18 protein-coding genes are annotated in these 23,824 nt (G+C 73.1%); 7 read left to right on the top strand and 11 right to left on the bottom strand.

What is annotated here, in order from left to right:
* Window positions 1-78 precede the first annotated feature (78 nt).
* Together ACZ7LE_RS27670 and ACZ7LE_RS27665 are read left to right on the top strand one after the other, a co-directional pair.
* Window positions 79-2,634, top strand: coding sequence for a glycoside hydrolase family 2 protein (locus ACZ7LE_RS27670; RefSeq protein ID WP_470406419.1), 2,556 nt, complete (start codon window positions 79-81; stop codon window positions 2,632-2,634).
* A 92-nt stretch (window positions 2,635-2,726) separates the two neighbouring features.
* Entirely contained in the window at window positions 2,727-4,895 is a 2,169-nt protein-coding gene (locus ACZ7LE_RS27665; RefSeq protein ID WP_470406418.1) for an alpha-galactosidase, read from the top strand.
* An 89-nt stretch (window positions 4,896-4,984) separates the two neighbouring features.
* On the opposite strand, the gene ACZ7LE_RS27660 is transcribed toward ACZ7LE_RS27665, so the two are convergent.
* Together ACZ7LE_RS27660 and ACZ7LE_RS27655 are read right to left on the bottom strand one after the other, a co-directional pair.
* Window positions 4,985-5,653, bottom strand: a complete 669-nt coding sequence (locus ACZ7LE_RS27660) for a hypothetical protein (RefSeq protein WP_470406417.1) — start codon at window positions 5,651-5,653, stop codon at window positions 4,985-4,987.
* A 134-nt stretch (window positions 5,654-5,787) separates the two neighbouring features.
* Window positions 5,788-6,732, bottom strand: a complete 945-nt coding sequence (locus ACZ7LE_RS27655) for a LysR family substrate-binding domain-containing protein (RefSeq protein ID WP_470406416.1) — start codon at window positions 6,730-6,732, stop codon at window positions 5,788-5,790.
* Between the two features lie 87 nt (window positions 6,733-6,819).
* Here ACZ7LE_RS27655 and ACZ7LE_RS27650 point away from each other — a divergent pair, with 87 nt between their 5' ends.
* The 3 genes from ACZ7LE_RS27650 (at window position 6,820) to ACZ7LE_RS27640 (ending at window position 10,710) form a co-directional block, all read left to right on the top strand.
* The gene (locus tag ACZ7LE_RS27650) at window positions 6,820-7,221 is read left to right on the top strand and encodes a DUF5997 family protein (protein WP_285105820.1); all 402 of its coding nucleotides are present in this window, start codon (window positions 6,820-6,822) and stop codon (window positions 7,219-7,221) included.
* Complete coding sequence (locus ACZ7LE_RS27645) at window positions 7,218-8,630, top strand: class I SAM-dependent methyltransferase (RefSeq protein WP_470406415.1); 1,413 nt, start codon at window positions 7,218-7,220, stop codon at window positions 8,628-8,630. The genes ACZ7LE_RS27650 and ACZ7LE_RS27645 overlap by 4 nt, the downstream gene beginning before the upstream one ends.
* Before the next feature lie 85 nt (window positions 8,631-8,715).
* On the top strand, window positions 8,716-10,710 hold the full coding sequence (locus ACZ7LE_RS27640; protein WP_470406414.1) for an adenylyl cyclase: 1,995 nt from the start codon (window positions 8,716-8,718) through the stop codon (window positions 10,708-10,710).
* A gap of 95 nt (window positions 10,711-10,805) precedes the next feature.
* Here ACZ7LE_RS27640 and ACZ7LE_RS27635 read toward each other — a convergent pair whose 3' ends face one another.
* A complete protein-coding gene (locus ACZ7LE_RS27635; protein ID WP_182619247.1) occupies window positions 10,806-11,207 on the bottom strand; it encodes an FKBP-type peptidyl-prolyl cis-trans isomerase in 402 nt (133 codons plus the stop codon).
* 58 nt (window positions 11,208-11,265) lie between these two features.
* Complete coding sequence (locus tag ACZ7LE_RS27630; protein WP_400544172.1) at window positions 11,266-12,177, bottom strand: LysR family transcriptional regulator; 912 nt, start codon at window positions 12,175-12,177, stop codon at window positions 11,266-11,268.
* 82 nt (window positions 12,178-12,259) lie between these two features.
* On the opposite strand from ACZ7LE_RS27630, the gene ACZ7LE_RS27625 reads away from it, so the two are divergent.
* Complete coding sequence (locus ACZ7LE_RS27625; RefSeq protein ID WP_470406413.1) at window positions 12,260-13,228, top strand: DMT family transporter; 969 nt, start codon at window positions 12,260-12,262, stop codon at window positions 13,226-13,228.
* Between the two features lie 111 nt (window positions 13,229-13,339).
* Window positions 13,340-14,353, top strand: coding sequence for a LacI family DNA-binding transcriptional regulator (locus ACZ7LE_RS27620; RefSeq protein ID WP_470406412.1), 1,014 nt, complete (start codon window positions 13,340-13,342; stop codon window positions 14,351-14,353).
* Window positions 14,354-14,440: 87 nt separating this feature from the next.
* Here ACZ7LE_RS27620 and ACZ7LE_RS27615 read toward each other — a convergent pair whose 3' ends face one another.
* From ACZ7LE_RS27615 to ACZ7LE_RS27585, 7 genes are read right to left on the bottom strand one after another with little or no spacing between them, the layout of a single operon-like run.
* Entirely contained in the window at window positions 14,441-16,582 is a 2,142-nt protein-coding gene (locus tag ACZ7LE_RS27615) for an alpha-amylase family protein (RefSeq protein ID WP_470406411.1), read from the bottom strand.
* Entirely contained in the window at window positions 16,579-17,424 is an 846-nt protein-coding gene (locus ACZ7LE_RS27610; RefSeq protein WP_470406410.1) for a carbohydrate ABC transporter permease, read from the bottom strand. Before ACZ7LE_RS27610 ends, ACZ7LE_RS27615 begins: the two co-directional genes overlap by 4 nt.
* Window positions 17,424-18,419: a carbohydrate ABC transporter permease gene (locus tag ACZ7LE_RS27605; RefSeq protein ID WP_470406460.1), complete on the bottom strand. Its 996-nt coding sequence runs from the start codon at window positions 18,417-18,419 to the stop codon at window positions 17,424-17,426. Before ACZ7LE_RS27605 ends, ACZ7LE_RS27610 begins: the two co-directional genes overlap by 1 nt.
* Window positions 18,419-19,708 carry an ABC transporter substrate-binding protein gene (locus ACZ7LE_RS27600; RefSeq protein ID WP_470406409.1) on the bottom strand — a complete coding sequence of 430 codons (1,290 nt, stop codon included), beginning with the start codon at window positions 19,706-19,708 and terminating at the stop codon, window positions 18,419-18,421. Before ACZ7LE_RS27600 ends, ACZ7LE_RS27605 begins: the two co-directional genes overlap by 1 nt.
* Window positions 19,709-19,763: 55 nt before the next feature.
* Window positions 19,764-20,732 carry a D-2-hydroxyacid dehydrogenase gene (locus tag ACZ7LE_RS27595; protein ID WP_470406408.1) on the bottom strand — a complete coding sequence of 323 codons (969 nt, stop codon included), beginning with the start codon at window positions 20,730-20,732 and terminating at the stop codon, window positions 19,764-19,766.
* On the bottom strand, window positions 20,725-22,836 hold the full coding sequence (locus ACZ7LE_RS27590) for an alpha-amylase family protein (protein ID WP_470406407.1): 2,112 nt from the start codon (window positions 22,834-22,836) through the stop codon (window positions 20,725-20,727). The genes ACZ7LE_RS27595 and ACZ7LE_RS27590 overlap by 8 nt, the downstream gene beginning before the upstream one ends.
* Entirely contained in the window at window positions 22,833-23,717 is an 885-nt protein-coding gene (locus ACZ7LE_RS27585) for an NAD(P)-dependent oxidoreductase (protein ID WP_470406406.1), read from the bottom strand. Before ACZ7LE_RS27585 ends, ACZ7LE_RS27590 begins: the two co-directional genes overlap by 4 nt.
* Window positions 23,718-23,824: the final 107 nt, after the last annotated feature.

The raw sequence follows: 23,824 nt of genomic DNA, 5'->3' as shown, positions 1-23,824 counted from the left end.
GAACCGCGGCGACGCGCACCCTATGCTCGGGTCGCTCGCACACGCACTGAGCGCACCGCTCTGGGAGGACGAGGATCGATGAAGATCAGCCGCGACCTGACCGACTGGACCCTGACCGCGACGGGCGGCCCCGTCCCGGAGGACCTCGCCGGGGTCCCCGTACCGGCGACCGTCCCGGGCACGAGCCACACCGCCCTGCTGGAGCAGGGGCTCATCCCCGACCCGTACCTCGGCACCAACGAGACGGCGCTGGCCTGGATGCAGCGCGCCACCTGGCGGTACGCGACCGTGCTGGACGAGCCGCCCGCCGCGGACGACGAGCGCGTCGACCTGCTCCTCGAGGGCGTCGACACGGTCGCGGGCGTGGCCGTCGACACGGACGTGGAGCAGGTCGCCGTCGGCCAGGGCCGCACCCAGCTCGGCCGTACCGCGAACATGCACCGCTCCTACCGGTACGACGTGCGCGAGCTCGTCGGCACGCCGGCCAACCTGGTGGTCGACCTCGACTCCGCGCTCGAGACCGCCGAGGCCGAGGCGGTGCGCCTCGGCGCGCGGCCCTCGGCCAACACCCATCCGTTCAACATGGTGCGCAAGATGGCCTGCTCGTTCGGCTGGGACTGGGGTCCGGACCTGCAGACGGCCGGCCTGTGGAAGCCCGTGCGGGTGGAGCGCTGGCGGGTGGCCCGGCTGGCCCGGGTGACCCCGCTGGCCACCGTGGCCGACGACGGCACGGGGCTGGTCGACGTGCGGGTCGAGATCGAGACCTCCGGCCTGGCCGACACCCCGAGGCTGACGGTCGACGTCTCCGTCGGGGACCGCGGGACCACCACGGGTGTCCCCGCCGGGTGGGCCGGCGGCGTCCTGGACGTGCGGGTCGAGGCCGGCGACGTCGAGCTGTGGTGGCCCGCCGGGTACGGCGACCAGCCGCTCCACCCGATCGAGGTGGTCGTCTACGAGGGCGACGGCGAGGACCGCTCGAACCCGCTGGACATCTGGTCCGGCCGGGTCGCGTTCCGCACCGTCGAGGTGGACCGCGAGCGCGACGAGCACGGCACGGGCTTCACGTTCCTGATCAACGGGAAGCCGATCTTCGCACGCGGGGCCAACTGGATCCCCGACGACCACCTGCTGACGCGCATCACGCGCGAGCGCCTCGAACGGCGGGTGGACCAGGCACTGGGCGCGAACATCAACCTGCTGCGGGTGTGGGGCGGCGGCATCTACGAGTCGGACGACTTCTACGACGTCTGCGACGAGAAGGGCGTCATGGTCTGGCAGGACATCCTGCTGGCCTGCGCCGCCTACCCCGAGGAGGAGCCCCACCGGTCCGAGTTCGAGGCCGAGCTGCGGGAGAACGCCGCCCGGCTGGCGCCGCACCCGTCGCTGGTGCTCTGGAACGGCGGCAACGAGAACATCTGGGGTCACGAGGACTGGGGCTGGAAGGAGCGGCTGGGCGACCTGACCTGGGGCGCCGGCTACTACTACGAGCTCTTCCCGAAGGTGCTGGCCGAGGTCGACCCGACCCGCCCCTACTCGGACGGCTCGCCCTACTCCCCCGGCTCCACGCCCGAGCAGGTGCACCCCAACGACCCGGACCACGGCACGCACCACCAGTGGGACGTGTGGAACCGCGTGGACTACACCCACTACCGCGACGACGTGCCGCGGTTCGCGTCGGAGTTCGGCTTCCAGGGCCCGGCCACCTGGGCGACCCTTCGACGCGCCATCCTTCCTGACAGCGCTGACGGGCCGGACGGTACCGCCGTCCCGGAGGGCTTCAAGGAGTCCGAGGTCTTCCTGCTGCACCAGAAGGCGATCGACGGCAACGGCAAGCTGGACCGCGGCCTGGCCCCGCACCTGGACGTCCCCGACGACTTCGTCGACTGGCACTGGGCCACGCAGCTCAACCAGGCGCGCGCGGTGCGGTACGCCGTGGAGCACTACCGGTCGTGGTGGCCGCGCACCGCGGGCGCGATCGTGTGGCAGCTCAACGACTGCTGGCCCGTTACGTCCTGGGCGGCCGTGGACGGCGACGGCCGGCGCAAGCCGCTCTGGTACGCGCTGCGGCACGCGTTCGCCGACCGCATGGTCACCGTGCAGCCGCGCGGCGACGAGCTGGTCGCGGCGCTGGTCAACGACACCGACGAGCCGTGGGCCGGCCCGGTGGCGGCGGCCCGGACCACGCTGGGCGGCGAGGTGCTGGCGACGTCGGACAGCGAGGTGGTGGTGCCGCCACGCTCGGTGACCCTGGTGCCGCTGACGGGCGAACTGGTCGCCGTGACCGACGCCGCGCACGAGGTGCTGGTCGTGTCCCTCGGCGCGGAGCGCGGGCTGCACCGCTGGGTCGAGAGCAAGGACCTGGCCCTCGACGCCGCGCCACTGGAGACCGCGGTGACCGCCCAGGACGGCGGCTACCGGGTCGAGGTGACGGCGTCGTCGCTGGCGCTCGGCGTGTCCGTGCTGGCCGACCGGCTCGACCCGGACGCCGAGGTGGACGAGCAGGTGGTCGACCTCCCGGCGGGCGCGACGGCGGTGTTCCACGTGACGACGAGCCGCGACCTCGACCCGGCGGCGCTGGTCTCCCGGCCGGTGCTGCGCACCGAGAACGACCTCGCGCCGCGCCAGGTGCACTGACCCGCGGCACATCACCCGCCCGAGCAGGGCGAAACCCGATCCCATGTCAGTGACCGCGCGTACGGTGTGGTCCAGGGGGCGAGAGGACAGCGATGCACAGGTACGACGAGGTATCCAGCTGGTCGGTGCTGCGCCGCGACGGTGTCGCCGTGGTCGTGGCCCACCCCGAGCGCGGGCTGCCGCTCGTGCTCCACTGGGGCCCCGACCTGGGCGACCTGTCGCCCGCCGACCTGCAGGCCCTCGACTCGGCGACCAGCCGGCAGACCGCGCCCGGCACGCTCGACGCCGCGTGGCGGCCCTCCCTGCTGCCGCAGGAGTCGGACGGCTGGGCGGGCCGCCCCGGCCTGCTCGTGGCGGCGGGCGGCATCTCGCTGTTCCCGCGCTGGACCGTCACCGAGGTGGAGCGGGACACCGCCGACCTGCTGGTCACGGCACACGACCCGGACCTGGGGCTGACGCTGCGCTCGCACCTGGAGATCGGCGCGGGCGGGCTCGTCCTGTTGTGGCACGAGCTGGCAAACGGCGGCCGCGACCCCGTGGACGTGCACTGGCTGGAGGCCACGCTGCCCGTGCCGCGGGCCGCGGACCACCTGACCCAGTTCACCGGCCGCTGGTCCCGGGAGAAGTCGCCGGTCACCACGCCGATGCCGGGCGGCAGCACGGCCCGGCAGACCCGCCGGGGCCGGTCCGGTCACGACGCGCCCTGGGTGACGGTGGCGTCGTCGGGCACCCCGCGCCACCGCACCGGCGAGGCGTGGGCCACCCATCTGGGGTGGAGCGCCGACGTGACGCACCGCGTGGACCACCTCACCGAGCACGCCACGCTGCTCGGGGCGGGCGAGCTCGTGCGGCCGGGCGAGGTCCGGCTGGCGCCCGGCACGGTGTACCGCACGCCGGTCGCGTACTTCGCCTGGTCGCCGCGGGGCCTGGACGGCGTCGCGGACCGGTTCCACACCTGGATGCGGGCGCGGCCGCAGCACGTGACGAGCCCGCGGCCGCTGGTGCTGAACACGTGGGAGGCCGTGTACTTCGACCACTCCCCGGCCAAGCTGGAGCGGCTCGCGCGGCGGGCCGCGGCGGTGGGCGTGGAGCGCTTCGTGCTCGACGACGGCTGGTTCCACTCCCGGCGCGACGACACCACCGGGCTGGGCGACTGGGTGGTCGACCACGACGTGTGGCCCGACGGGCTGGGCCCGCTCGCGGGCCTGGTCCACGAGCTGGGCATGGAGTTCGGGCTGTGGTTCGAGCCCGAGATGGTCAACCTCGACTCCGACCTGGCCCGTGCCCACCCGGAGTGGATCCTCTCGAACACGGCGGCCGTCCCGTCGCCGGACGGGCTGTCGTTCCGCACGCAGTACGTGCTGGACCTCGCCGTCCCCGAGGCCTGGGAGCACGTGCGCGGCCAGATCTCGGCGCTGGTGACGGAGCTGGGCATCGACTTCATCAAGTGGGACCACAACCGCGACCTCACGGAGCCCGTCCACGTCGGGGCGGACGGCGTCGGGCGGCCGGGCACCCACGTGCAGACCCTCGCCGCGTACGCGCTGATCGCGCGGCTCAAGGCGGACCACCCCGGGCTGGAGATCGAGTCGTGCTCCTCGGGCGGCGCGCGCACCGACCTGGGGATCCTGGAGTTCACCGACCGCGTGTGGGCCTCCGACTCCAACGACCCGGTGGAGCGCCAGGACATCCAGCGGTGGACGTCGCTCGTGCTCCCGCCCGAGCTGATCGGCGCGCACGTCGGCCCGTCGCCGGCGCACTCGTCGGGGCGCACCACCGACCTCTCGTACCGCGTGGCCACCGCGCTCCAGGGCCACGCCGGGTTCGAGTGGGACCTGCTGACCTGCACGGACGACGAGCTGGTCGCGGTCACGGCGTACGCGGCGCTCTACAAGGAGCTCCGCCCGCTCGTGCACACCGGCACGGTCGTGCACGGTGACACCGTGGACCCCGCGCTGCGGGTCACGGGCTTCGTCTCCCCCGACCGGTCAGCGGGCGTGTGGACGGTGGCCACCGTGGCCTCGCTCCAGGACGCGCTGACGGAGCGGGTGCGGTTCGACGGGCTCGACCCGGCCCGGCGCTACAGCGTGCGGGTACGCGACGAGGTGGGGTCCGCGAGGTGGATGGGCGGCATCACGCCCGGCTGGCTCGGCAAGGAGGCCGTGGACGTGCCCGGCTCGGTGCTGACCGAGGTCGGGCTGCAGCTCCCCACGCTGTGGCCGATGCAGGCGCTGATCATCCAGGTGACGGCGGCCGACTAGCACGGGTCGGGTCGCCACCACAGGAACAGGGCGGGGCGGGGCGGGACCGGAGTACCGGTCCCGCCCCGCCCTGTTCCTGGACAGACTGCTCAGCTACCGAGCACGCCCTTGCGACGGAGCACGATCAGGGTCACGCCACCGCCGACGAGGGCGAGCGCGATCAGCGTGAAGCCGATGACGGTGCTGGCGCCCGTCGCGGCGAGCACGTCGGGCTCCTCGGCGGAGGGAGAAGCCGTGGCGTCGACGCCCGCGGCGGGGGCGGACTCCTCGGCCGGCGCGTTGCTCTCCTCGGGCTCCCCTGCCTCGGGCTCCTCGACGGCGGGCTCCGACGGCTCGGTGCCGGTGTCGTCGGTCGGCTCCTCGCCCGGCACGGTCGGCTCCTCGCCCGGGACCGTCGGCTCCGGCGTCGGCTCGGCCTTGACCGTGATCAGCGTGTAGTGGCTGATCGCCTTGCCGGACGAGTGCGAGATGGTCACCTCGGTCGCGGGCGGGTCGACGACCACGTCCTCCGGGCCCAGGCCCTGGTTGGCCGAGCCGGCCTTCACGCAGTAGCCGGTGATGAGGTAACCCTCGGGCGCGGTGACCACCAGGGTGGTGTGGTCGCCCTCGACGTCCACCTTGCCGTCCTTCGGGCAGGTGGCGTCGCCGGTGGTGGCGACGGGTGCGCCGGCGACGGGCGCGGCATACGCGGCAGCCGAGGGGACCAGGAGGCCCGCGACGAGGAGCGCGGATGCTCCCAGGACAGTCATCTTGCGCACTGCGCGCTCCTTCGGGACGGGAACTGGACACGTGTCCGACGTCGGGCACGATTCCCGGAGCGTAGCGACAATGGCGCAGATCGCCAATATCGGCCTATCTCAGTAAAATGCCTTACAAGGACTTTTCTTCTGCTCTACCGGCCTTTGCCCTTTTTCTTTCCTTGGGACGCCGACCGGCCGCCTTTGCCGCGCTGCGCACCCCCACGGCCCCCGGCAGCAGCCGCGCCGCGCCCCGCACCAGACCGCTTCTTGGCCCCGGGCACGTCCTTCGACGATTTCTTCACCCCCGCGCGGGCGGTCCGAGCAGCCGGTTCACCCCCGGATTCGCCGGTTCGGGCGCCGCGGGCAGACGGCGCGCCCCGGCCGCGCGAGCTGTTGACCGTGCGCCCCCGGACGATCCCGATGAGCTCCTCGACGAGGTCCGTGGTGCGCTCGATCGGCCAGACCAGGCCCACGGGCGCCGTCGGCCCGTCGGCGAGCGGGCGGTACGTCACGTCCTTGCGGCGGTGCAGCCGCGCCAGCGACATGGGCAGCACGGCCACCCCGACGTTCGCGGCGACGGTCGCGACGACGTCGGCGGTGGTCGGGACCCGCTCCAGCGGGTTGCCGTCCGGGTCCGCCGGCACCGTGCCCGGCACGGTGCGGCCGCCGGTGAACAGGACGTCGTCGCCGGGCACCCAGACGGCGTCCTGCGCGATGTCGCCGGCGGACACGGTCTCGTCGTCGGCGAGGGCGGCGAGCAGGTGGTCCCGGGAGAAGCAGACCACCGAGGTCTCCTCGTAGAGCGGGATCGCGGAGAACACCTCCTTGTCCACCGGGAGGCGGCCGATCGCGGCGTCCACGTCACCCGTCTCCAGCGCGGCCGCGACCGCACCGGCCTCGACCTGGACCAGCTCCAGGCGCACGTCGGGCAGCCGCTCGTGCCACACGCTCGCCCACTTGCCCGGCGTCGCGCCCGGCACGTAGGCGAGACGGAAGCGGGGCTCGCCGGCGGGTCCGGCGTCAGGGGTCTCGTCGAAGGCCTGGTCGGAGACGTCCTCGGGAGGGGCGGATCCGACGTCGGGCGCGGGCTGGTTCACGCCCCCAGGCTACGGGGCCGGACAGGAGCGGCGAGGATCACGCCTGCCATGGAGAGCGCGGCGGGCGCACGCCGATACCCTGGGAACATGAGCTCCTCCTTCGCCTCGCAGCGGTTCAAGCCGTCCAACGCCGCCAAGCGACTCGGCGTCTACCTGCCTGCCACACCGCAGGAGTTCCAGGACACCCCGATCTCGCGCGCGGAGCTCGAGGAGCTGGAGACCAACCCGCCCGAGTGGCTGGCCGAGCTGCGCCGCAACGGCCCGCACCCGCGGCCCGTCGTGGCCGGCCGTCTCGGCATCTCGATCGCGGGCCTGGCCCGCGGCGGTATCACCGACCCGCTGACCACCGAGCAGATCGACGAGCTGCGCGACAACCCGCCGGAGTGGCTGGCCCAGGAGCGCCAGACCGCCGCCCAGGTGCGGGCCGAGGAGGAGCGCGTCGAGGAGGCCCGCAAGGCGGCCGAGAAGAAGGCCCGCTCCGCCCGGTGAGCCCCGAGGTGGAGGCCGTCCTCGCGCGGCTGCAGCCGTATCCCGGGGACGGGTCGCGGGCCGACGGCCCGGTCGCGGCCGACGCGACCGACCGGCTCCTGCTCGACGAGGCCGCCGCGCTCATCCGCGAGTTCCCCGACGACGTCGTGGTGGTCGGAGACCGGTTCGGCGCGCTGACCCTGGGCGCGCTGGCGAGCGGGGCCCACCAGGTGCGCACCCAGATGGACGCGGTCACGGCCGAGGCGGCGCTCTCCGCCAACTTCTCGCACGCGTTCAAGGCCCTGCGCGAGGCGCGCACGCAGGTCGGGCAGACGCGGTCCGAGGACGATCGCCCGGTCCCGCGCCATCCGGACGGCCAAGGGCTGACTGTGCACGACCGGCTGGAACCCCGGCTGTTCGACGGCGCCCGCGTGGTGCTGCTCCAGCTCCCGGCGTCGCTCGCGGAGCTGACCGAGATCGCCGAGCACGTGGCGCGGTTCGCCGACCCCGCCGTCACCCTGCTCGCCGGTGGCCGGGTCAAGCACATGACGCACGCGATGAACGACGTGCTCGGCGCGTCGTTCGCGCAGGTCAGCGCCTCGCTCGCCCGGCAGAAGTCGCGGCTGCTGGTCGCGCGGGGGCCGCGGTCCGACGTCGGGCCGCTCACCTACCCCGTCACGGCGCGGCTGACCGACCGGGAGATCCTGGACGCGATCGTCCCGCCCAGCAGCCCCTCGGACGACAGCGCCCGGGACGGCGCAGGCTCGCACCAGCCCGCCGGCCTCACCGTCGTCGCGCACGGCGCCGCGTTCGCCGGCGCCACCCTGGACCACGGCACGCGCTTCCTCCTGGCCCAGGCGCACCGCTGGCCCCACCTGTCAGACCTCCAGGTCGCCCCGGTGACCTCGACGTCCAACTCGTCCGAGGCCCCCGTCGACACCCCGGTCCCCGGCATGGACGCCCACCCGGTCGCGATCGACCTCGGGTGCGGCACCGGCATCCTCGCCACCGTCCTCGCCCTCCGGTACCCCACCGCGCACGTGCTCGCGTCGGACCGGAGCCGGGCCGCCTGCGACTCGACCGGGGCGACGCTCGCCGCGAACGGCGTCCGCGCGGCCGGGATCGTGCGGGACGACGCCGGGGCCCTGCTCCCGGTCCCCGACGGCTCGGCCGACCTCGTGCTGCTCAACCCGCCCTTCCACGACCGTGCCGCGCTGAGCACCGACGCGGCGCACCGGATGTTCGCCACCGCGGGCCGCGTGCTGCGCGACGGCGGCGAGCTGTGGACCGTCTTCAACACGGGGCTGCACTACCGCCGCGCGCTGGAGCGCGCCGTCGGTCCCACCGAGCACGTGGCCCAGGACCGGCGGTTCACCGTGACGCGGAGCGTGCGGAAACTACTTACCGACATGTCAGTGACCGGCGGCTAGCCTGGCTGGGCGCTCGCCCGGGCGCACCCGCACGGCAGCACGCCCGGCCCCGGCCGGCCTGCCCCGAGCACGTAAGGAACTGTCGATGAGGACACTTCGCACCACCCTGCGCGGCGCCGCCGTCGCGGCGGTCGCAGCATCGCTCGCCGCGGGAGCCGCGGTCACGGCGCTGCCCGCCACCGCCGCCCCGGCCGCCGCCGACGAGGGCAGGGCCATGGCAAAGGCCTCCGCGACGAAGCCGGACAAGCCCGGTAAGCACAAGCCGGCCAAGCCCAAGACACCCAAGCCGAAGAAGGCGGCCGCCGACCCCGACTTCGGCCCCAACGTCACGTTCATCGACGAGACCTGGACCGCCGACCGGATCAACGCGTTCCTCGACACGGTGAACGACGAGGCGGAGTTCAGCCAGGACCGGCACCAGGTCTTCTTCGAGCCCGGCACCTACGGGAGCGCCGCCGGCCAGGACGACCCGGCCACGGCCACCGGCATCGTCAACGCCCACGTGGGCTACTACGAGTCGATCGCGGGCCTCGGCGCGCAGCCCGACGACGTCCACATCAACGGCGCCCTGCACGTGGAACCCGTGGTGGGCTGCCCCAACGAGCCCTGGGCCTGCGCCGACCCCGGCTCGCTGACCCGCTTCTGGCGGTCGATCTCCAACATGGGCATCAACCCGATCCAGCGCCCGGTCGGCGAGGACGCGGCCCTGCCGTACCCCGCGGGCGTGACCGAGCCGCACCAGATGCGGTTCGCCGTCTCGCAGGCGGCGCCCATGCGGCGCATGGACATCCAGGGCAACCTGACGATCTTCGGCCGCTACGGCGAGTTCGCCTCGGGCGGCTACCTCGCCAACTCGCGCGTCTCCGGCACCATCGTGTCCGGCTCCCAGCAGCAGTGGTTCACCCGCAACTCCGAGGTGGGCGCCTGGGACGGCGGCGTGTGGAACATGGTGTTCTCCGGGGTGACGGGCGCGCCGGCCACCAACTTCGGCCAGCCGGTGGGCGAGAACGTCGGCGCCACGACGACCGTCGGCTCCACGCCCGTCAGCCGCGAGGCCCCGTTCCTGTACCGGGGCGACAACGGCGAGCTGTCCGTGTTCGTGCCGAACGCGAAGACGAACAGCAGCGGGACCGACTGGTCCACCGGGCCGGACGCCGGCCGGTCGATCGGGATCTCCGACTTCTATGTGGCCAAGGAGGGCACGGACGACGTCGCGTCGATCAACGCCGCGCTCGCCGGCGGCAAGAACCTCATCCTGACGCCGGGCGTGTACGAGCTCGACGCGCCCCTGGCCATCGACCGCGCCGACACCGTCGTGCTCGGCCTGGGCTACGCCTCGCTCACCCCGACCGCCGGCAACGCCGTCGTCGAGGTCGGCGACGTGGCGGGCGTCAAGATCGCCGGCATCACCGCCGACGCCAACGTCCCCGAGTCGGAGACGCTCATCCAGGTCGGCCCGCAGGGCGCCACCGTCTCCGACGCCGCCGACCCGACCACGCTCACCGACGTCTTCGTCCGCGTGGGCGGCCCCTGGGCGGGCAAGGCCGTCACCTCCATCGAGGTGAACAGCCCCGACACGCTCCTGGACCACATCTGGGCCTGGCGCGGTGACCACGGCAACGGCATCGGCTGGGACGTCAACACCGGTGCCCACGGCGTCGTCGTCAACGGTGACCGCGTCACCGCGACAGGACTGTTCGTGGAGCACTACCAGGAGGAGCAGACCATCTGGAACGGCGAGGACGGTCAGACGCTCTTCTACCAGAACGAGATCCCGTACGACGTGCCGAACCAGGCCGCGTGGATGGACGGCGACCGCCTCGGCTACGCCGCCTACCGGGTCGCCGACGACGTGCGGAACCACTCCGCGATCGGCACCGGCACGTACTCGTTCTTCAACCAGGGCCAGGACATCCGCCTGGAGTCCGGCATCCAGGCGCCGGACGCCCCCGGCGTGACGTTCCGGGCGCTGACCGCCATCTTCCTCAACGGCTCGGGCGGCATCAACCACGTCATCAACGGCACCGGTGGCGCGGTCCAGCAGGGCACGCAGCGGACCCAGGTGGTCAGCTACCCCTAAACCGAAACCGTTGAGTGCGGGGTATGTGCGGTCCGACAGGCGTCAGCCCCGCACATACCCCGCACTCAACGGTTCAGGTGGGTTGGTTCAGGCCGTCACTTGACGTCGACGACGTCCACCACGAAGACGAGGGTGTCGCCACCGCCGATGCCGGCCTGCGGCACGCCGCGCGCGCCGTAGCCGTGCTCCGGCGGGATCGAGAGCAGCAGGCGCGAGCCGACGTTCTGGCCGACCATGCCCTTGTCCCAGCCGCCGATGACGGCGCCGACGCCGATCGGGAAGTCGATCGTGGTGCCGCGGTCGTACGAGTTGTCGAAGACGTGGCCGCCCCAGGTCTGGCCCAGGTAGTTCACCACGATGGTGCGCCCGGACTCGACGACCGGACCGTTGCCCTCGGCGAGCACCTGCACCTGCAGGCCGGCGGGTGCGCCACCCTCGGGGAAGGTCAGCTCCGGCTTGTCACCGAAGGACCCGGAGGCGGTAGGAAGCGTGGTCACGAGGATTGCCTCTCGCTCGGGATGACGCCGATTGCCCGGCGTCGGGTACCTGCCCACCCTATGCGGCCACCACCGCTGCCCGCGAAGCGACGGCGGCCCGGCGCAGCGCCTCCAGCGCGGCGATCGCGGGCGGGGTGTGCGCGACGGCGTCCTGCAGCACCGCGTAGATCGAGCGCACCGGGGCGGGCCGCACCACGGGCACGGACACGGTGCCGGCCGGGAGCTGGACGGCGCCGAGCTCGGGCAGCACGGTCATGCCGATCCCGGCCTCGACGAACGCGACGGCCGTCGGGTAGTCGTGTGCCTCGACGTGGAACGTGGGGCTGAACCCGGCGGCCGTGCACGCCTCCAGGAGGTTGCGGCGGCACCAGCCGCGTGCGAAGTCGTTGTCGACCCACGACTCGTCCGCCAGCTCGGCGAGCTCGATCTCGTCCCGGCCGGCCAGCCGGTGGCTGCGCGGCAGCACGGCGACGTAGGGGTCGTCGAGCAGGTGGTGCGCGGTGAAGCCGCTGCCGGCGTCGAACCCGGTCTGCGCGACGGCCACCTGGAGGTCGGCCCGGTCCTCGGTCTTGTCCGGGATGTGCTCGGCGAGCTCCAGATCCAGGCGTACGCCGGGAAAGTCCGTGGTGATCACCCGGACGACGTCGGGCAGCCAGGCCGAGCCCACGGACGCGAAGTAGGCGATCGAGAGCGAGCCGGTACGGCCGGCGCGCAGGTCGGCGACCATGGACTCGGCCTCGCCGAGCCGTTCGAGCACGCCGTCCGCCTGGGCCGCGAGCGCCCGTCCGGCGGCGGTGGGGCGGATGCCGCGGCCGTGCCGGGCCAGCAGCTTGAGGCCGGTCTCGCGCTGGAGCGCGGAGACGTGCTGGCTGACGGCCGACGGCGTGTAGCCGAGGTTCGCCGCCGCGGCGCCGATGGATCCCGAGGCGACGACGGAGCGGAAGACGCGGAGGCGGTGGACGTCGAGCATGCGCACCACTGTACAGCCTGACTGAATTCAGATGTAGGAACAATCGCTGGTGCTTCACAGTGGTTCGGGCCAGGATCGCACCATGACCAACACCACGGCCGATAGCCGCCAGACGCCGCCGCTCGCGCCGGGCAGTGTTGCGGCCATGAGCACCGCCACCGTCCAGGACGCCCCCGCAGCGCCGGCCACGCACCGCCTCCTGGTCCCGGCTGCCGCCGCGGTCACCGTGGTGCTGTGGGGTTCGGCGTTCATCGGCATCCGGTCCGCCGGCTTCGACTACTCGCCGGGCGCCCTCGCCCTGGGCCGCATCCTCGTGGGCACCCTCGCGCTCACGGTGATCGCCGGGCTGGCCGGCAAGCTGCGGCTGCCCCGGGGCCGCACCCTGGTGGGGGTCGCCGTCTGGGGCGTGCTCTGGTTCGGCCTCTACAACCTCGCCCTGAACGCCGCGGAGCGCACGCTCGACGCCGGCACCGCCTCCCTCCTGGTCGGCCTCGCGCCGATCCTCATCGCGGTGTTCGCCGGGATCTCGCTCGGCGAGGGCTTCCCCGCGCGGCTCCTGGTCGGCATCGGCATCGCGTTCACGGGCGTGGCCGGCATCGCGCTGGCCACCTCCAGCGGGGCGTCCGACGTCGTCAGCGTGCTCCTCGGGCTGGTCGCCGCCGTCGTCTACGCCGGGAGCACCATCCTGCAGAAGCGGCTGCTGCCGCAGGTCGACTCCCTGACCATGACCTGGCTGGGCTGCCTGGCCGGGACGATCGCCTGCCTGCCCTTCGCGCCGGTGCTCCTGCGCGAGCTCGCCGCTGCCCCCGCGCCGGCCACCCTGAGCGTGGTCTACCTGGGCGTCTTCCCCACCGCGATCGCCTTCGTCACCTGGGGCTTCGCCCTCACCCGGACGACGGCGGGCCGCCTCGGCGCCGCGACCTACGCCGCCGCGCCGCTCGCGGTGCTCATGTCCTGGGCGCTGCTCGGCGAGGTCCCGACGCCGGTCGCGCTGATCGGCGGCGGGCTGTGCCTGACGGGCGTGCTGGTGGCGACGCTGCGGCTCCGCTGAACGGCTTCGCCAGACCCGTTGGTTTACCGATTGACCACGTAGGATGGCGCTCGAGATGAGCGCCCCATGACAGCACCCAGGACAACGCCCGGATCGCGGGGAAGCGGCCGTGTGACCATCAGTGACGTGGCCGCGCTCGCGGGCGTGTCGCCGGGGGCCGTCTCCAAGGTCTTCAACGGGAACGGCCGCATCTCGGCGGCCACGTCGGAGCGGATCCGCGAGGCCGCCCGCAAGCTCAACTGGCGCCCCAACGCCGCCGCCATCGCCCTGCGCACCGCACGGTCGCAGGCGATCGGGCTGGTGCTGACCAGCGACAGCAAGGTGCCGGGGGTCGGCGCCGGGAACATGGACTTCATCTCCGGCATCGAGTCGCTGCTGAGCCCACGGGAGTACGGGCTGCTGCTGAACGTCTTCATCACCGGGCAGCACGACGAGGACCACTTCTACCGCACGCTCGCCGAGCGCCAGCGGATGGACGGGATCATCCTGACCAACTCCCGGATCGGCGACACCCGGCCGGAGCTCATGTCCCGGCTCGGCCTCCCCGCGGTGCTCGTCGGGGCCCCGTGGACCCCCGGCGCCATCGAATTCGTCGACGCCGACCCGCCGAGCGCAGGCATCGCGGAGACCGTGGACCACCTCGTGTCCCTGGGCCACGAGCGCGTCGCGTTCATCAGCGGACCCCGGCACTTCGTGCTGCCGGAGCTGCGCCGCGAGGCCTTCGTCCGGCGCCTGGCGGACCACGGCCTGCGGCCGCACGCCGTGGTCCCGGTCGAGTACTCGCCGGCGCGCGCCGCGGAGGAGACGTCGGCCCTGCTGGCCGGACCAGTCCGGCCGACGGCGATCCTGTACGGCACCGACACCATGGCGATCGCCGGGATGCGGACGATCCAGGCGGCAGGCCTCCGGGTGCCCGACGACATCTCGGTCGTGGGCTTCGAGGGCCTCACGCTCGGCGAGTGGGTGGACCCGCCGCTCACCACGGTCCAGCGGTTCGCCTTCCAGCGCGGCCGCGCGGCCGCGGCCAAGGTGCTGACGCTGCTGGGCGAGACGGTCGACGAGCCCGTCCCGCTGGAGCGACCCACCCTGATCGTCCGCGGCTCGACCGGACCCAGCCGCCGCTGACCATACGTTAGGCAGACCATGCACCTGCTGCCAGGACGACGCGCGTCCTGGCAGCAGGTGCATGGTCTCGGGAGTGGCCCTCCGGAGCTACCAGGTCAGCCGGATCGCGGCGAGCTCCTCGACCGGCGGCAGCGCCACCTCAAGGTGCCGGGCGGATGCCGTCGTCCTGGCCGGTACCCAGTCCTCGCCGACCAGCACCTCCACCTGAACCCCGGCGCCGGGACCAGCCCCGCCCCCGGCGGTGACGCTCGGCACCGACAAGCCGGCCAGCGTCGCGACCCGGTCGAGGTCGACCACGACCCGCACACCGTCAAGCCGTGAGACCGCCCGGCGCTGCCCGCGCATCATCATCGGGTCGGTGAGGTTGGCGGCCAGCACGGTGAACGAGCGGTCGCCCGCCCACGTGGCGACGTCGAGCACGCCCGGGCCGCGCACCTCGACGGCCCGGCCGCCGCCCAGCCCGCGGCGCACGAGGTTGTCCAGCAGCGTCAGGTGGTCGGCCTGGAGCGCCTGCCAGTACAGCTCGGTGACGTTGAAGCCGACGACGTCGGTCCGGCCCGCGCCGACCGCACCACCGAGGACCGCCGGATCCGTCGCGACCGACCGAGGATAGACCTCCTCCATCGGCAGGTCCGGATGGTCCGGCACGAAGCGCCACGAGACGTCGACGCCGGTCCGCCCGACGGCGCCGGCCGGCACGCCGAACCGCACCAGCCGGGTGCCGCCCACGACCCGCTGGGCGTCGCCGAAGCCGTCCTGCAGCGCGCCACCAGGCTCGCGCTGCACGTAGTTGTTGCGCACGATCCCGCCGCGCCGCTCGACGACGTCGACCCCGAGCAGCTCCGTGACCAGCGCGCCGCGCCCTGCATCGTCGGGTCCGGCGACGACGTCCGGCCCGCCGCCCGTGAGCAGGAGCGCGCCCCCGCCCTCGGCGAACGCCCGCAGGGCGTCCGCCGCGTCCTCGTCGACGGTCGGCACCTCGGGCACGACGACGAGCCGGACGCCGGGCCGCGCCAGCGCCGCCAGGGACCCCGGGCCCACGTACTCGAACGGCACGCCGAGCTCGACGAGCGCCTGGTAGACGCCGGACGCGGCGTCGCGCACCGGGGCGGGGGCGCCGCGCTCGTCGGCGTCCCACACGAGCACCTCGGCGACAGGCTGCGACTCGGCGAGGTCGGCGGACACCGCGCGGTGCAGCCCGAACGCGCGCTCGACGGCGGGGATCCAGCGCGGGTCGGGGATCCGGGCGGCGAACTTGGTGAACCAGGGGAACGCGCCGTGCACGAACCCGTCGACGATCCACCCGGTGGTCTCGACCGCCGCGTTGACCGAGTCCTTCCACCGGAAGTCGTGCGACTCCGGCCCCACCGAGGTGATGAGCCCGACCGGCTTGCCCGGGTGCAGCGCCCGCACCCGCTTGGCGTCGCGGCCCGCCGACCAGAGAGCCTCGCCGTCGCCGCGCGCCTGGTGGTCCACCAGCAGGAACGGCACCGACCGCGCGACCCGCGGCTCCAGGTCGGCTGCGGTGAACGAGCCCAGGTTGGGCACGAACCGCACGGCCGGTGCCACGTCCTGCACGGCCCGGTCCCAGTGCGCCACCAGCTCGCTGAGCCGGGTCCGGCGCCAGGCGCGGTACGCCGCCCAGGCCTCGCCGTCGGCCGGGTCGGCCGAGGTCGGCAGCGAGTGCCCCATCGCCGCCCGGAAGTCCGCCGCCGTCGACGCGGTGTACCCGGGCCCGTGTCCCTGCCACCGGTTGGCGAACAACGCGTCGACGTCGTAGTCCCGCGCGATCTCGCGGAGCACCTCGGTCGTGAGCTCCCAGCTGTACCCGCCGAACGCGTCGGTGAGGTAGATGCCGGGCAACGCCCAGTGCTCCAGGAGCTCGCCGTCCTCCGTCCGCGCGATCCAGTCGGGCCGCTGCTCGACGACGTCGCGGTGCACCGCGTGCGGGTCCACCCGGGCCATGACCGCCATCCCGCGCGAGCGGGCCAGGTCGACCACCTCGCCGAGCAGGTCCCGGTCGCCGAGGTAGGTGCTGCGATGGTGCAGCGGCACCTTGGTCGGGTAGTACGCGACGTAGCCGCCGGCGCTGATGCAGACCGCCGTGGACGCGGTGCGTTCCATGACGTCGGCCCACTCGTCGAGGTCGAAGTCCAGCGGGTCGTTCTCCACGAAGGTGAGCTGGGTCCAGCGGTGGGTGCCGTCCAGTCCGGTGCGAGCAGCAGTCATTTGATTCCCGTCGTCGCGATGCCCTTGATGATGTAGCGCTGAGCGAAGACGAAGAACAGGACGATCGGCACCAGGGACAGCAGCGACATGGCGAACATCGTGCCGATGCCGCTCTGCGTCTCGGTGTCGACCAGCGACTTCAGCGCCACCGGGACCGTGTACAGCTCGGTCCGGGTCAGGTACAGCAGCGGGCCGAAGTAGTCGTTCCACGTCCAGATGAAGGTGAAGATCGTCGTGGTGATGAGCGCGGGCTGCATCAGCGGCAGGATCACCGACCAGAAGATGCGGAAGGGTCCGGCGCCGTCGATCATCGCGGCCTGGTCGAGCTCACGCGGCAGCGACCGGATGAACTGCACCATGAGGAAGATGAACACGGCGTCCGTGGCCAGGAACTTGGGCAGCAGCAGCGGGATGTAGGTGTTGATCCACCCCAGGTCCGCGAACAGGATGTACTGCGGGATCACCAGCACGTGGAACGGCAGCATGATCGTCATCAGGGTGAGCGCGAGGTACACCTTGCTCATCCGGAAGTTGAGCCTGGCCAGGGCGTAGGCCGTGAGCGAGCACGAGAACAGGTTGCCGAGCACGGAGCCGACGCCGATCAGCAGCGAGTTGCCCAGGAACAGGCTGAACGGGGAACCGAGCGCGTCCCAGCCGTCGGCGTAGTTCTCCAGCGTGACCTCGCTGGGGAACAGCCCCGTCTGGGAGAGGATCAGGTTGCTCGGCTTGAACGAGCTGACGACCATCCACAGCAGCGGGTAGATCATGAGCAGCACGAACACGACGAGCACGACGTGCCGGGTGACCTGCCGCGGCACGGAGGTGGTGGGAGAGGCAGCCATCATTCGTCTCCGTAGTAGACCCAGCGCCGCGACACGATGAAGTTCGCGGCGGTCGCGGCGGCGATGACCAGGAGCAGCACCCACGCCATCGCGGACGCGTACCCCATGTCGAAGTTCACGAAGCCGCGCTGGTAGATGTACAGGGTGTAGAAGAGGGTCGAGTCGAGCGGCCCGCCGCTGCCGCCGCTGACCACGTGCGCCTGCGTGAAGGCCTGGAAGGCGCTGATCATCTGCAGGATCAGGTTCAGGAAGATGATCGGCGTGAGCAGCGGGATGGTGATCGACCAGAACCGCCGCACGCGGCCGGCGCCGTCGATCATCGAGGCCTCGTAGAGCTCCTCGGGGATCTGTCGCAGCCCCGCCAGGAAGATCACCATCGGCGAGCCGAAGGTCCAGACGTTGAGCACCACCAGGGTGGACAGCGCGAGCGACGGGTCCTGCAGCCACGAGCCCAGCTCGATGCCGAACCAGCCCAGGACGTGGTTGACCAGGCCGTTCTCCCCGAAGATCTGCCGCCACAGGATCGCGATGGCGACGCTGCCGCCGAGCAGGGAGGGCAGGTAGAAGGCGCTGCGGTAGAGCGACAGGCCGCGCAGCCCCTTGTCGAGCACGACAGCGAGGAACAGCGCGAACCCGAGCTGCAGCGGCACCGACACCAGCACGTAGACGAGCGTCACGCGGACGGCGGCCCAGAAGCGTTCGTCGCCCGCCATCCGCACGAAGTTGTCGAGCCCGATGAACTGCGGCGGGCTCAGCAGGTCGTAGTCGGTGAAGGCCAGCACCAGGGAGGCGACCAGCGGGCCGGCGGTGACACCGACCATGCCGATCATCCACGGCAGCAGGAAGATGTGGGCCACCAGGCCCTGGCCGCGGGTGCCGCCTGACGCCTTTCTCCGGCCGCGAGGCGGCTTGCTCCCGGCGGCGCCGGACGAGCCGGCCGCGCCAGGCGACCCCGGATCGCGGCGCCCGGTGTCCTTCGACGAGGTCAGGGTCATCATGCGCCCGCTATCTCGCCCTCGACGGCCTCGACGAAGGCCGCTGCGGCGTCGGGCACGCGCTTCTGGCCGAGCGTGACCTCCTCGAGCTCGCGGATCATGAGGTCGCGCCAGCTGCCCGACCCGGCCGGCGCCTCGAACCGCGGGCGCTGCTCCGTCCCGGCGATCTCGCGGGTGATGGCGATGACCTTCTGCTCGTCGGGCGTGGCATCGGGCTCGTACGCGTCGAGCAGCTCCGCGTTGGGCGGCGCGCCCGCGGACAGGCCGACCAGGCTGAGCAGCTCGGGCGAGTTGAGGTTGAAGCTCATCAGCGCGGCTGCCGCCGGCACCCGGTCGTCCGGCACGCCCGAGTACATGGCGAACCGGCTGTAGTAGGTGAAGTGGTAGCCCGCCGCGGCGTCCTCGGCAGCCGGCACGTCGCGCTGGTCGAACGTGTAGTCGGGGAACGCCTGGGCGTCGTCGACGATGTGGTTGGAGTTGGCGAAGGTGAGCAGCACCTTGTCGCCCACCGAGGACCAGGACGGCTCGATGCCGTCCTGCTCGCTCACGCTCGTCGTCGCGCCCGCCAGCCGCAGCTTCTCCCACCAGTCGATCCAGGCGGCGACGCCGTCCACGCTCGCCCCGAGCGTGCCGTCCTCGGTCCACAGGTCCTCGCCGCGCTGGCGCAGGAACGACTCGAACGGCATGTCGTGGTACGGGCCGTAGGTGGTGCCCTTGCGGCCGCCGGCGTTGTTCTTCGCGTAGTCGACGAGCAGCTCGGCGAGGCTGTCCCAGCTGAGCTGGTCGGGCAGCGCGACCCCGTCCTCCTCCTGGAACGTGGTGTTCCAGCGCACCACCGGGCTGAAGATCGACTTGGGCAGCGTGTTGAGCTCGCCGCCGAGCTTGAAGGTCTCGACCTGGTCCGCGCCGAACGCGGCGAGGTCCAGGCCCTCGATACCGTCGAGGTCGCGGTACAGCCCCGCGTCGCGGTAGGTGAGCACGGCGGGCGACGGGATCCAGAAGACGTCGGGCACGTCGCGCGCCGCCATCTGCGTGGTCATGCGCTCCTGGTAGGCGTCGTAGTCGCCGAACTCCGGGGCGACCTTGATCTCGGGGTGGTCCGCGGTGAACGCGTCGAGCGCCGCCAGGTAGGCGCGCTGCCGGTCCGAGCCGCCCCACCACGCGAAGCGGACCGAGTCGCCGCCTCCGGAGGAGCCGCCCGACGAGCAGCCGGCGAGGGACATGGCGGCGACCGAGAGCGCCCCCATCCCCGTCCACGTGAGGAACGACCGGCGAGTGAGGTCTGACATGGTGTCCTTCTTTCAGTACGTCGTTGTACGGAGTGGTGTGCCGGGACAGGCGGTGTCAGGGCAGGCGCCCGACGTCGACGACGTTGCGCAGCGGGCGCCGCGCGAGCCATCGGTCCAGGTTGTCGAGGAAGATCGCCGTGCCGCGGTCCGCGGTGGCGGGCGTCGTCGCCCCGTTGTGCGGGGTGACGATCGTGCGGGGCAGGTCCCACAGGGGTGAGTCCGGGGGCAGGGGTTCGGTGGCGTGGGCGTCCAGGCCCGCCCCGGCGATCACGCCGTCGCGGACGGCCGCGACCAGGTCGGCCTCGCGCACGATCCCGCCGCGCGAGACCACCACGAGGTGCCCCTCGGGCCCCAGCGCGCGCAGCGTCCGCAGGCCGATTGCCCCGGCGGTCTGGTCGGTGAGCGGAGCCGCCACGACCAGGAAGTCGCTGACCGCGGCCAGCTCGTCGACCGCGTCCGGGGGCAGCATGCGGTCCACCGGGTCGCCGGGTCCGGCGGGACGACGGCGCAGCCCCACCACGCGCATGCCGAACGCCCGGGCCCGCACCGCGAGCTCGCGGCCGACGTTGCCGTAGCCGTAGATGCCCACGGTGCGGCCGTGCAGCTCGTCGTGCGTGAACCGCTCCCAGCGGTGCGACCGCTGGGCCTCGCCCCAGTGCAGCGCCTGGCGGCTGAGCATCAGCATGAGCATGAGCGCCTGCTCGGCGAGCGGGATCGCGCCGTTGCCCGCGGACGACGTCACGGTCACCTCTCCCCGCGCGCCCGGTCGGTCGTCCGGTCCGGTCGCCCGACGGCGCAGCGCGGGCCCGACGTCGGACTCGACGCCCGCGGCCCACGAGTGCACCCAGGCCAGGTGCGGCATGGCCGCGACCTCGACGTCGGTGAGCCGGCCTGTCGCCACCGTCGCGGAGCGCAACGCCTCGGCGTCGTCCGCGGTGGCGACGACGACGTCGGGGTGCGCGGCGCGCACCTGCTCCACGACCCGCTCGACCTGACCGCCCCGGACCACCACGACCTCAGGCACGGGGTCCCCCCTCGCTCGTCGGGCCGCCGTCGGTGCCCGGGCCCTCGTCGGCGCCCGGACCGCCGTCGGCGATCACGATCACCTCGAGCCCGGCCACCGTGTCGACCCGGACCAGCAGGTCGGCGCCGTCGTCCGCCACCGTGGCCTCGCCCGCGAGCGCGCGTGCGGGCCGGCCCGCGAGCCCGGTCGCGCGCAGCACGACGTCGTGGACGGGAACCGCCGGGCCGTACCCGTTGCCACGCTGGCCGGAGTGGTTGAGCAGGTGCACCACGAGCCCCGCCGCCGAGTGGCCGACGACCACCTCGATCTGCTCCGGCGCCTCGACCACGACCGGCAGCCGGCCGCCGGGCCGGTCGCGGAGCCGTTCGACGACGAGGTCGACCGCGACGTCGCGCAGCCGGGTGAGCCGGGTGTCCTGGTAGGCCGTGCCCACCACCCAGGGGAGCTGGACCACAGTGCCGGCGCCGTGCCGACGTTCCCCGCAGACGGGCTCGGTGCCCGGCACATGGCCGTAGGCCTTCTCCGGCGGGCCGTACGGGGCGTGCTCGACGAGGCGGTACCGCGCCGCGGCGTCCGCCCGCCAGGTCACCCGGTGGTGGCGGCCGTGTCGAGGCACGAGCAGCGCGCCCTCGACCGAGGAGGCGTCGTCGAGCTGGACGTAGCTCGACTTCAGCAGGTCGCGGTCGGTGTCGACGGCGGTCTGGGCCAGCGCGGGGAACCAGTCGACCACCGATCCGTCGGGGCCGATGCCGCTGCGGCCGGTGGCCACGATCGAGCCGCCGTCCCGGACGAACCGGTCGAGGGCGGCGACGGCGTCGTCGGACAGGGAGGGCAGGTCGGGCAGCACGAGCACCCGGAAGCGCCCGGGCAGGGCGACGGACCCCAGCGCCGAGGCGGGCACGACGTCGAAGGGCACGTGCCGTTCGACCAGGCCGGCCAGCAGTCCCCGGTGCTCGGCGGTGCCGGTGCCGTAGCGGCCGTCGTCGTCCAGCGGGTCGGGCCGGACCAGCCCCACCTCGGCCGCAGGCGCGAGCCCGGTGTAGTCGAGCCGGTGGTCGCGGTGGAACCGCGTGACCTCGGCGGCCGCGGACAGGCCGCCGTAGGCGATCTTCCCGGTGGGTCCCATGATGTAGGTCGACGGGTTGGCGCCGCGCGAGATCGCCTGGGCGAGGTACTGGCCGAGCATCTCGGGCTGCTCGTCGGCGAGCCGGTACGGCATGTCCCAGAACGCGACGGCGTTGACCAGCACGGGCTTGCCGGGGCGCGCCGACCGCAGGGCACTGACCGCCTCGCCGGTGGCGTAGGGCCACAGGGTGCGCCCGATCGCGTTGTTCGCCTCGTGGAACAGCACGTCGGCCGCCGTGCCGAGGATGAGCCCGGCGTCGGGGCGGAGCACCGCGATGTGGGCCCGGACCCGGGCGGTGAGCGCCTCGATCGTGGCGGCTGCGTACCCGCGCCACTGCCGGTAGCCCTGGTCGCCCGCGTGGTCGGGCAGCCGGTCGAGCCCGGTGTGCTCCCGGAAGCCCGTGACGCACGCGGCGCAGTGGCACACGCCGTGCACGCGGCCGGCGTAGTCCACCTCGTTGAAGCCGAACCAGTTGAAGAAGAACCCGTCCACGTCGTAGCGGCCCAGCACCTCGTCGAGCACGTCGAAGAGGCGTTCCTGCTGGTAGCCGGCGCTGGGGCAGACGCTGACGAGACCCTCGAACTCCTGGCGCGCGCCGGACGGCGAGACGTAGAGCCACTCCGGGTGCGCGTCCGCGATCGCGGGCGCGACCTTCGAGAAGTCCATCCGCGCGAGCAGCCGCACGCCCCGGCGCCGGGCGGCGGCCAGCGCGTCCCCGACGAGGTCGCCGCTCGCCCGCCCCGTCAGGTACGGGTTGGCGGTCTGGAAGTCGAGCCGGGTCGGGTAGTGGGAGAGGATGCCGCCCACGTTGAGCAGCCAGACGTTCGCGCCGTGCTCCTCGACGGCGTCCAGCGTGCGCTCGACGTCGAGGTCCGCGTCGATCTCGCGGAGGTTGGTCTGGAACACCCCGAACGGCTGGTCCCACCAGCCAGGACGCACCTGCTCGCCGGTGCCCGGACGCTGGGTGGTCAGGCTCATCGGTCCACCGCCCCGTTCAGCTCGCGGGCGAGGGCCACCAGCGCCGAGTGGTCGAGGCCGCCGTCCCCGCGCAGCACGAGCGACTGGACCAGCCGCCCGACGACGGCCGTCACGGGGAGCACCGCCCCGCGGGCCCGCGCGGCGTCCTCGACGATGCCCAGGTCCTTGTGGTGCAGCGCCACGCGGAAGCCCGGCTCGAAGTTCCCGGCCAGCACGCCGTCGGCCTTGCGGTCGAGCACGGTGCTGCCGCCGAGCCCGCGGGCGATCACGGAGAGCGCCGTGGCGACGTCGGCGTCGTGGGCCTCCAGGAACACGACGGCCTCGGCGAGCGCCTGGAGGTGCGTGGCGACGACGAGCTGGTTGGCGGCCTTGACCACCTGCCCGCCGCCGGCGTCGCCGACCCGCACGACGGTGGTCCCCATGGCCCCGAGGAGCTCGCGCCACCGCTCGAACGCGGCGACCGGCCCGCCGACCATGATCGAGAGCGTGCCCTCGCGCGCCCCGGCCTCGCCGCCGGAGACGGGCGCGTCGAGCGTGTCGTGGCCCGCCCCGGCGAACCGCTCCGCGATCTCGCGCGCGGCGCCGGGTTCGATGGTGCTCATGTCGATGTAGGCGCCGGCCGGCGCGAGGTGCTCGAGCACGCCGTCGGGGCCGAGCGCGACGGCCCGGACGTCCGGGGTGTCGGGGAGCATCGTGATGACGACGTCGGCGCCCCGGACCGCCTCCGGCACGCTCGCCACGACCGGTACCCCGAGCGAGGCCGCGGTCGCGCGGCCCGGGCCGCCCCGGCTGAACGCCCGCACCTCGTGCCCGGCGCGGACGAGGTTGGCCGCCATCGGCCGCCCCATGACGCCCAGCCCGACAAAGCCCACGACTGCCATATGACCGAACTCCCTCGTTCGATGATCTAACGATTGATCAGGTTGATCCTGCTTGCGGATCAACCCTGGCCTGAGGAAGGGTATTTCGATATACCTGTCACGGTCAA

This window comes from Promicromonospora sp. NPDC110617 (assembly GCF_055598465.1).
This window is presented reverse-complemented; position numbering and strand designations above follow the sequence as displayed.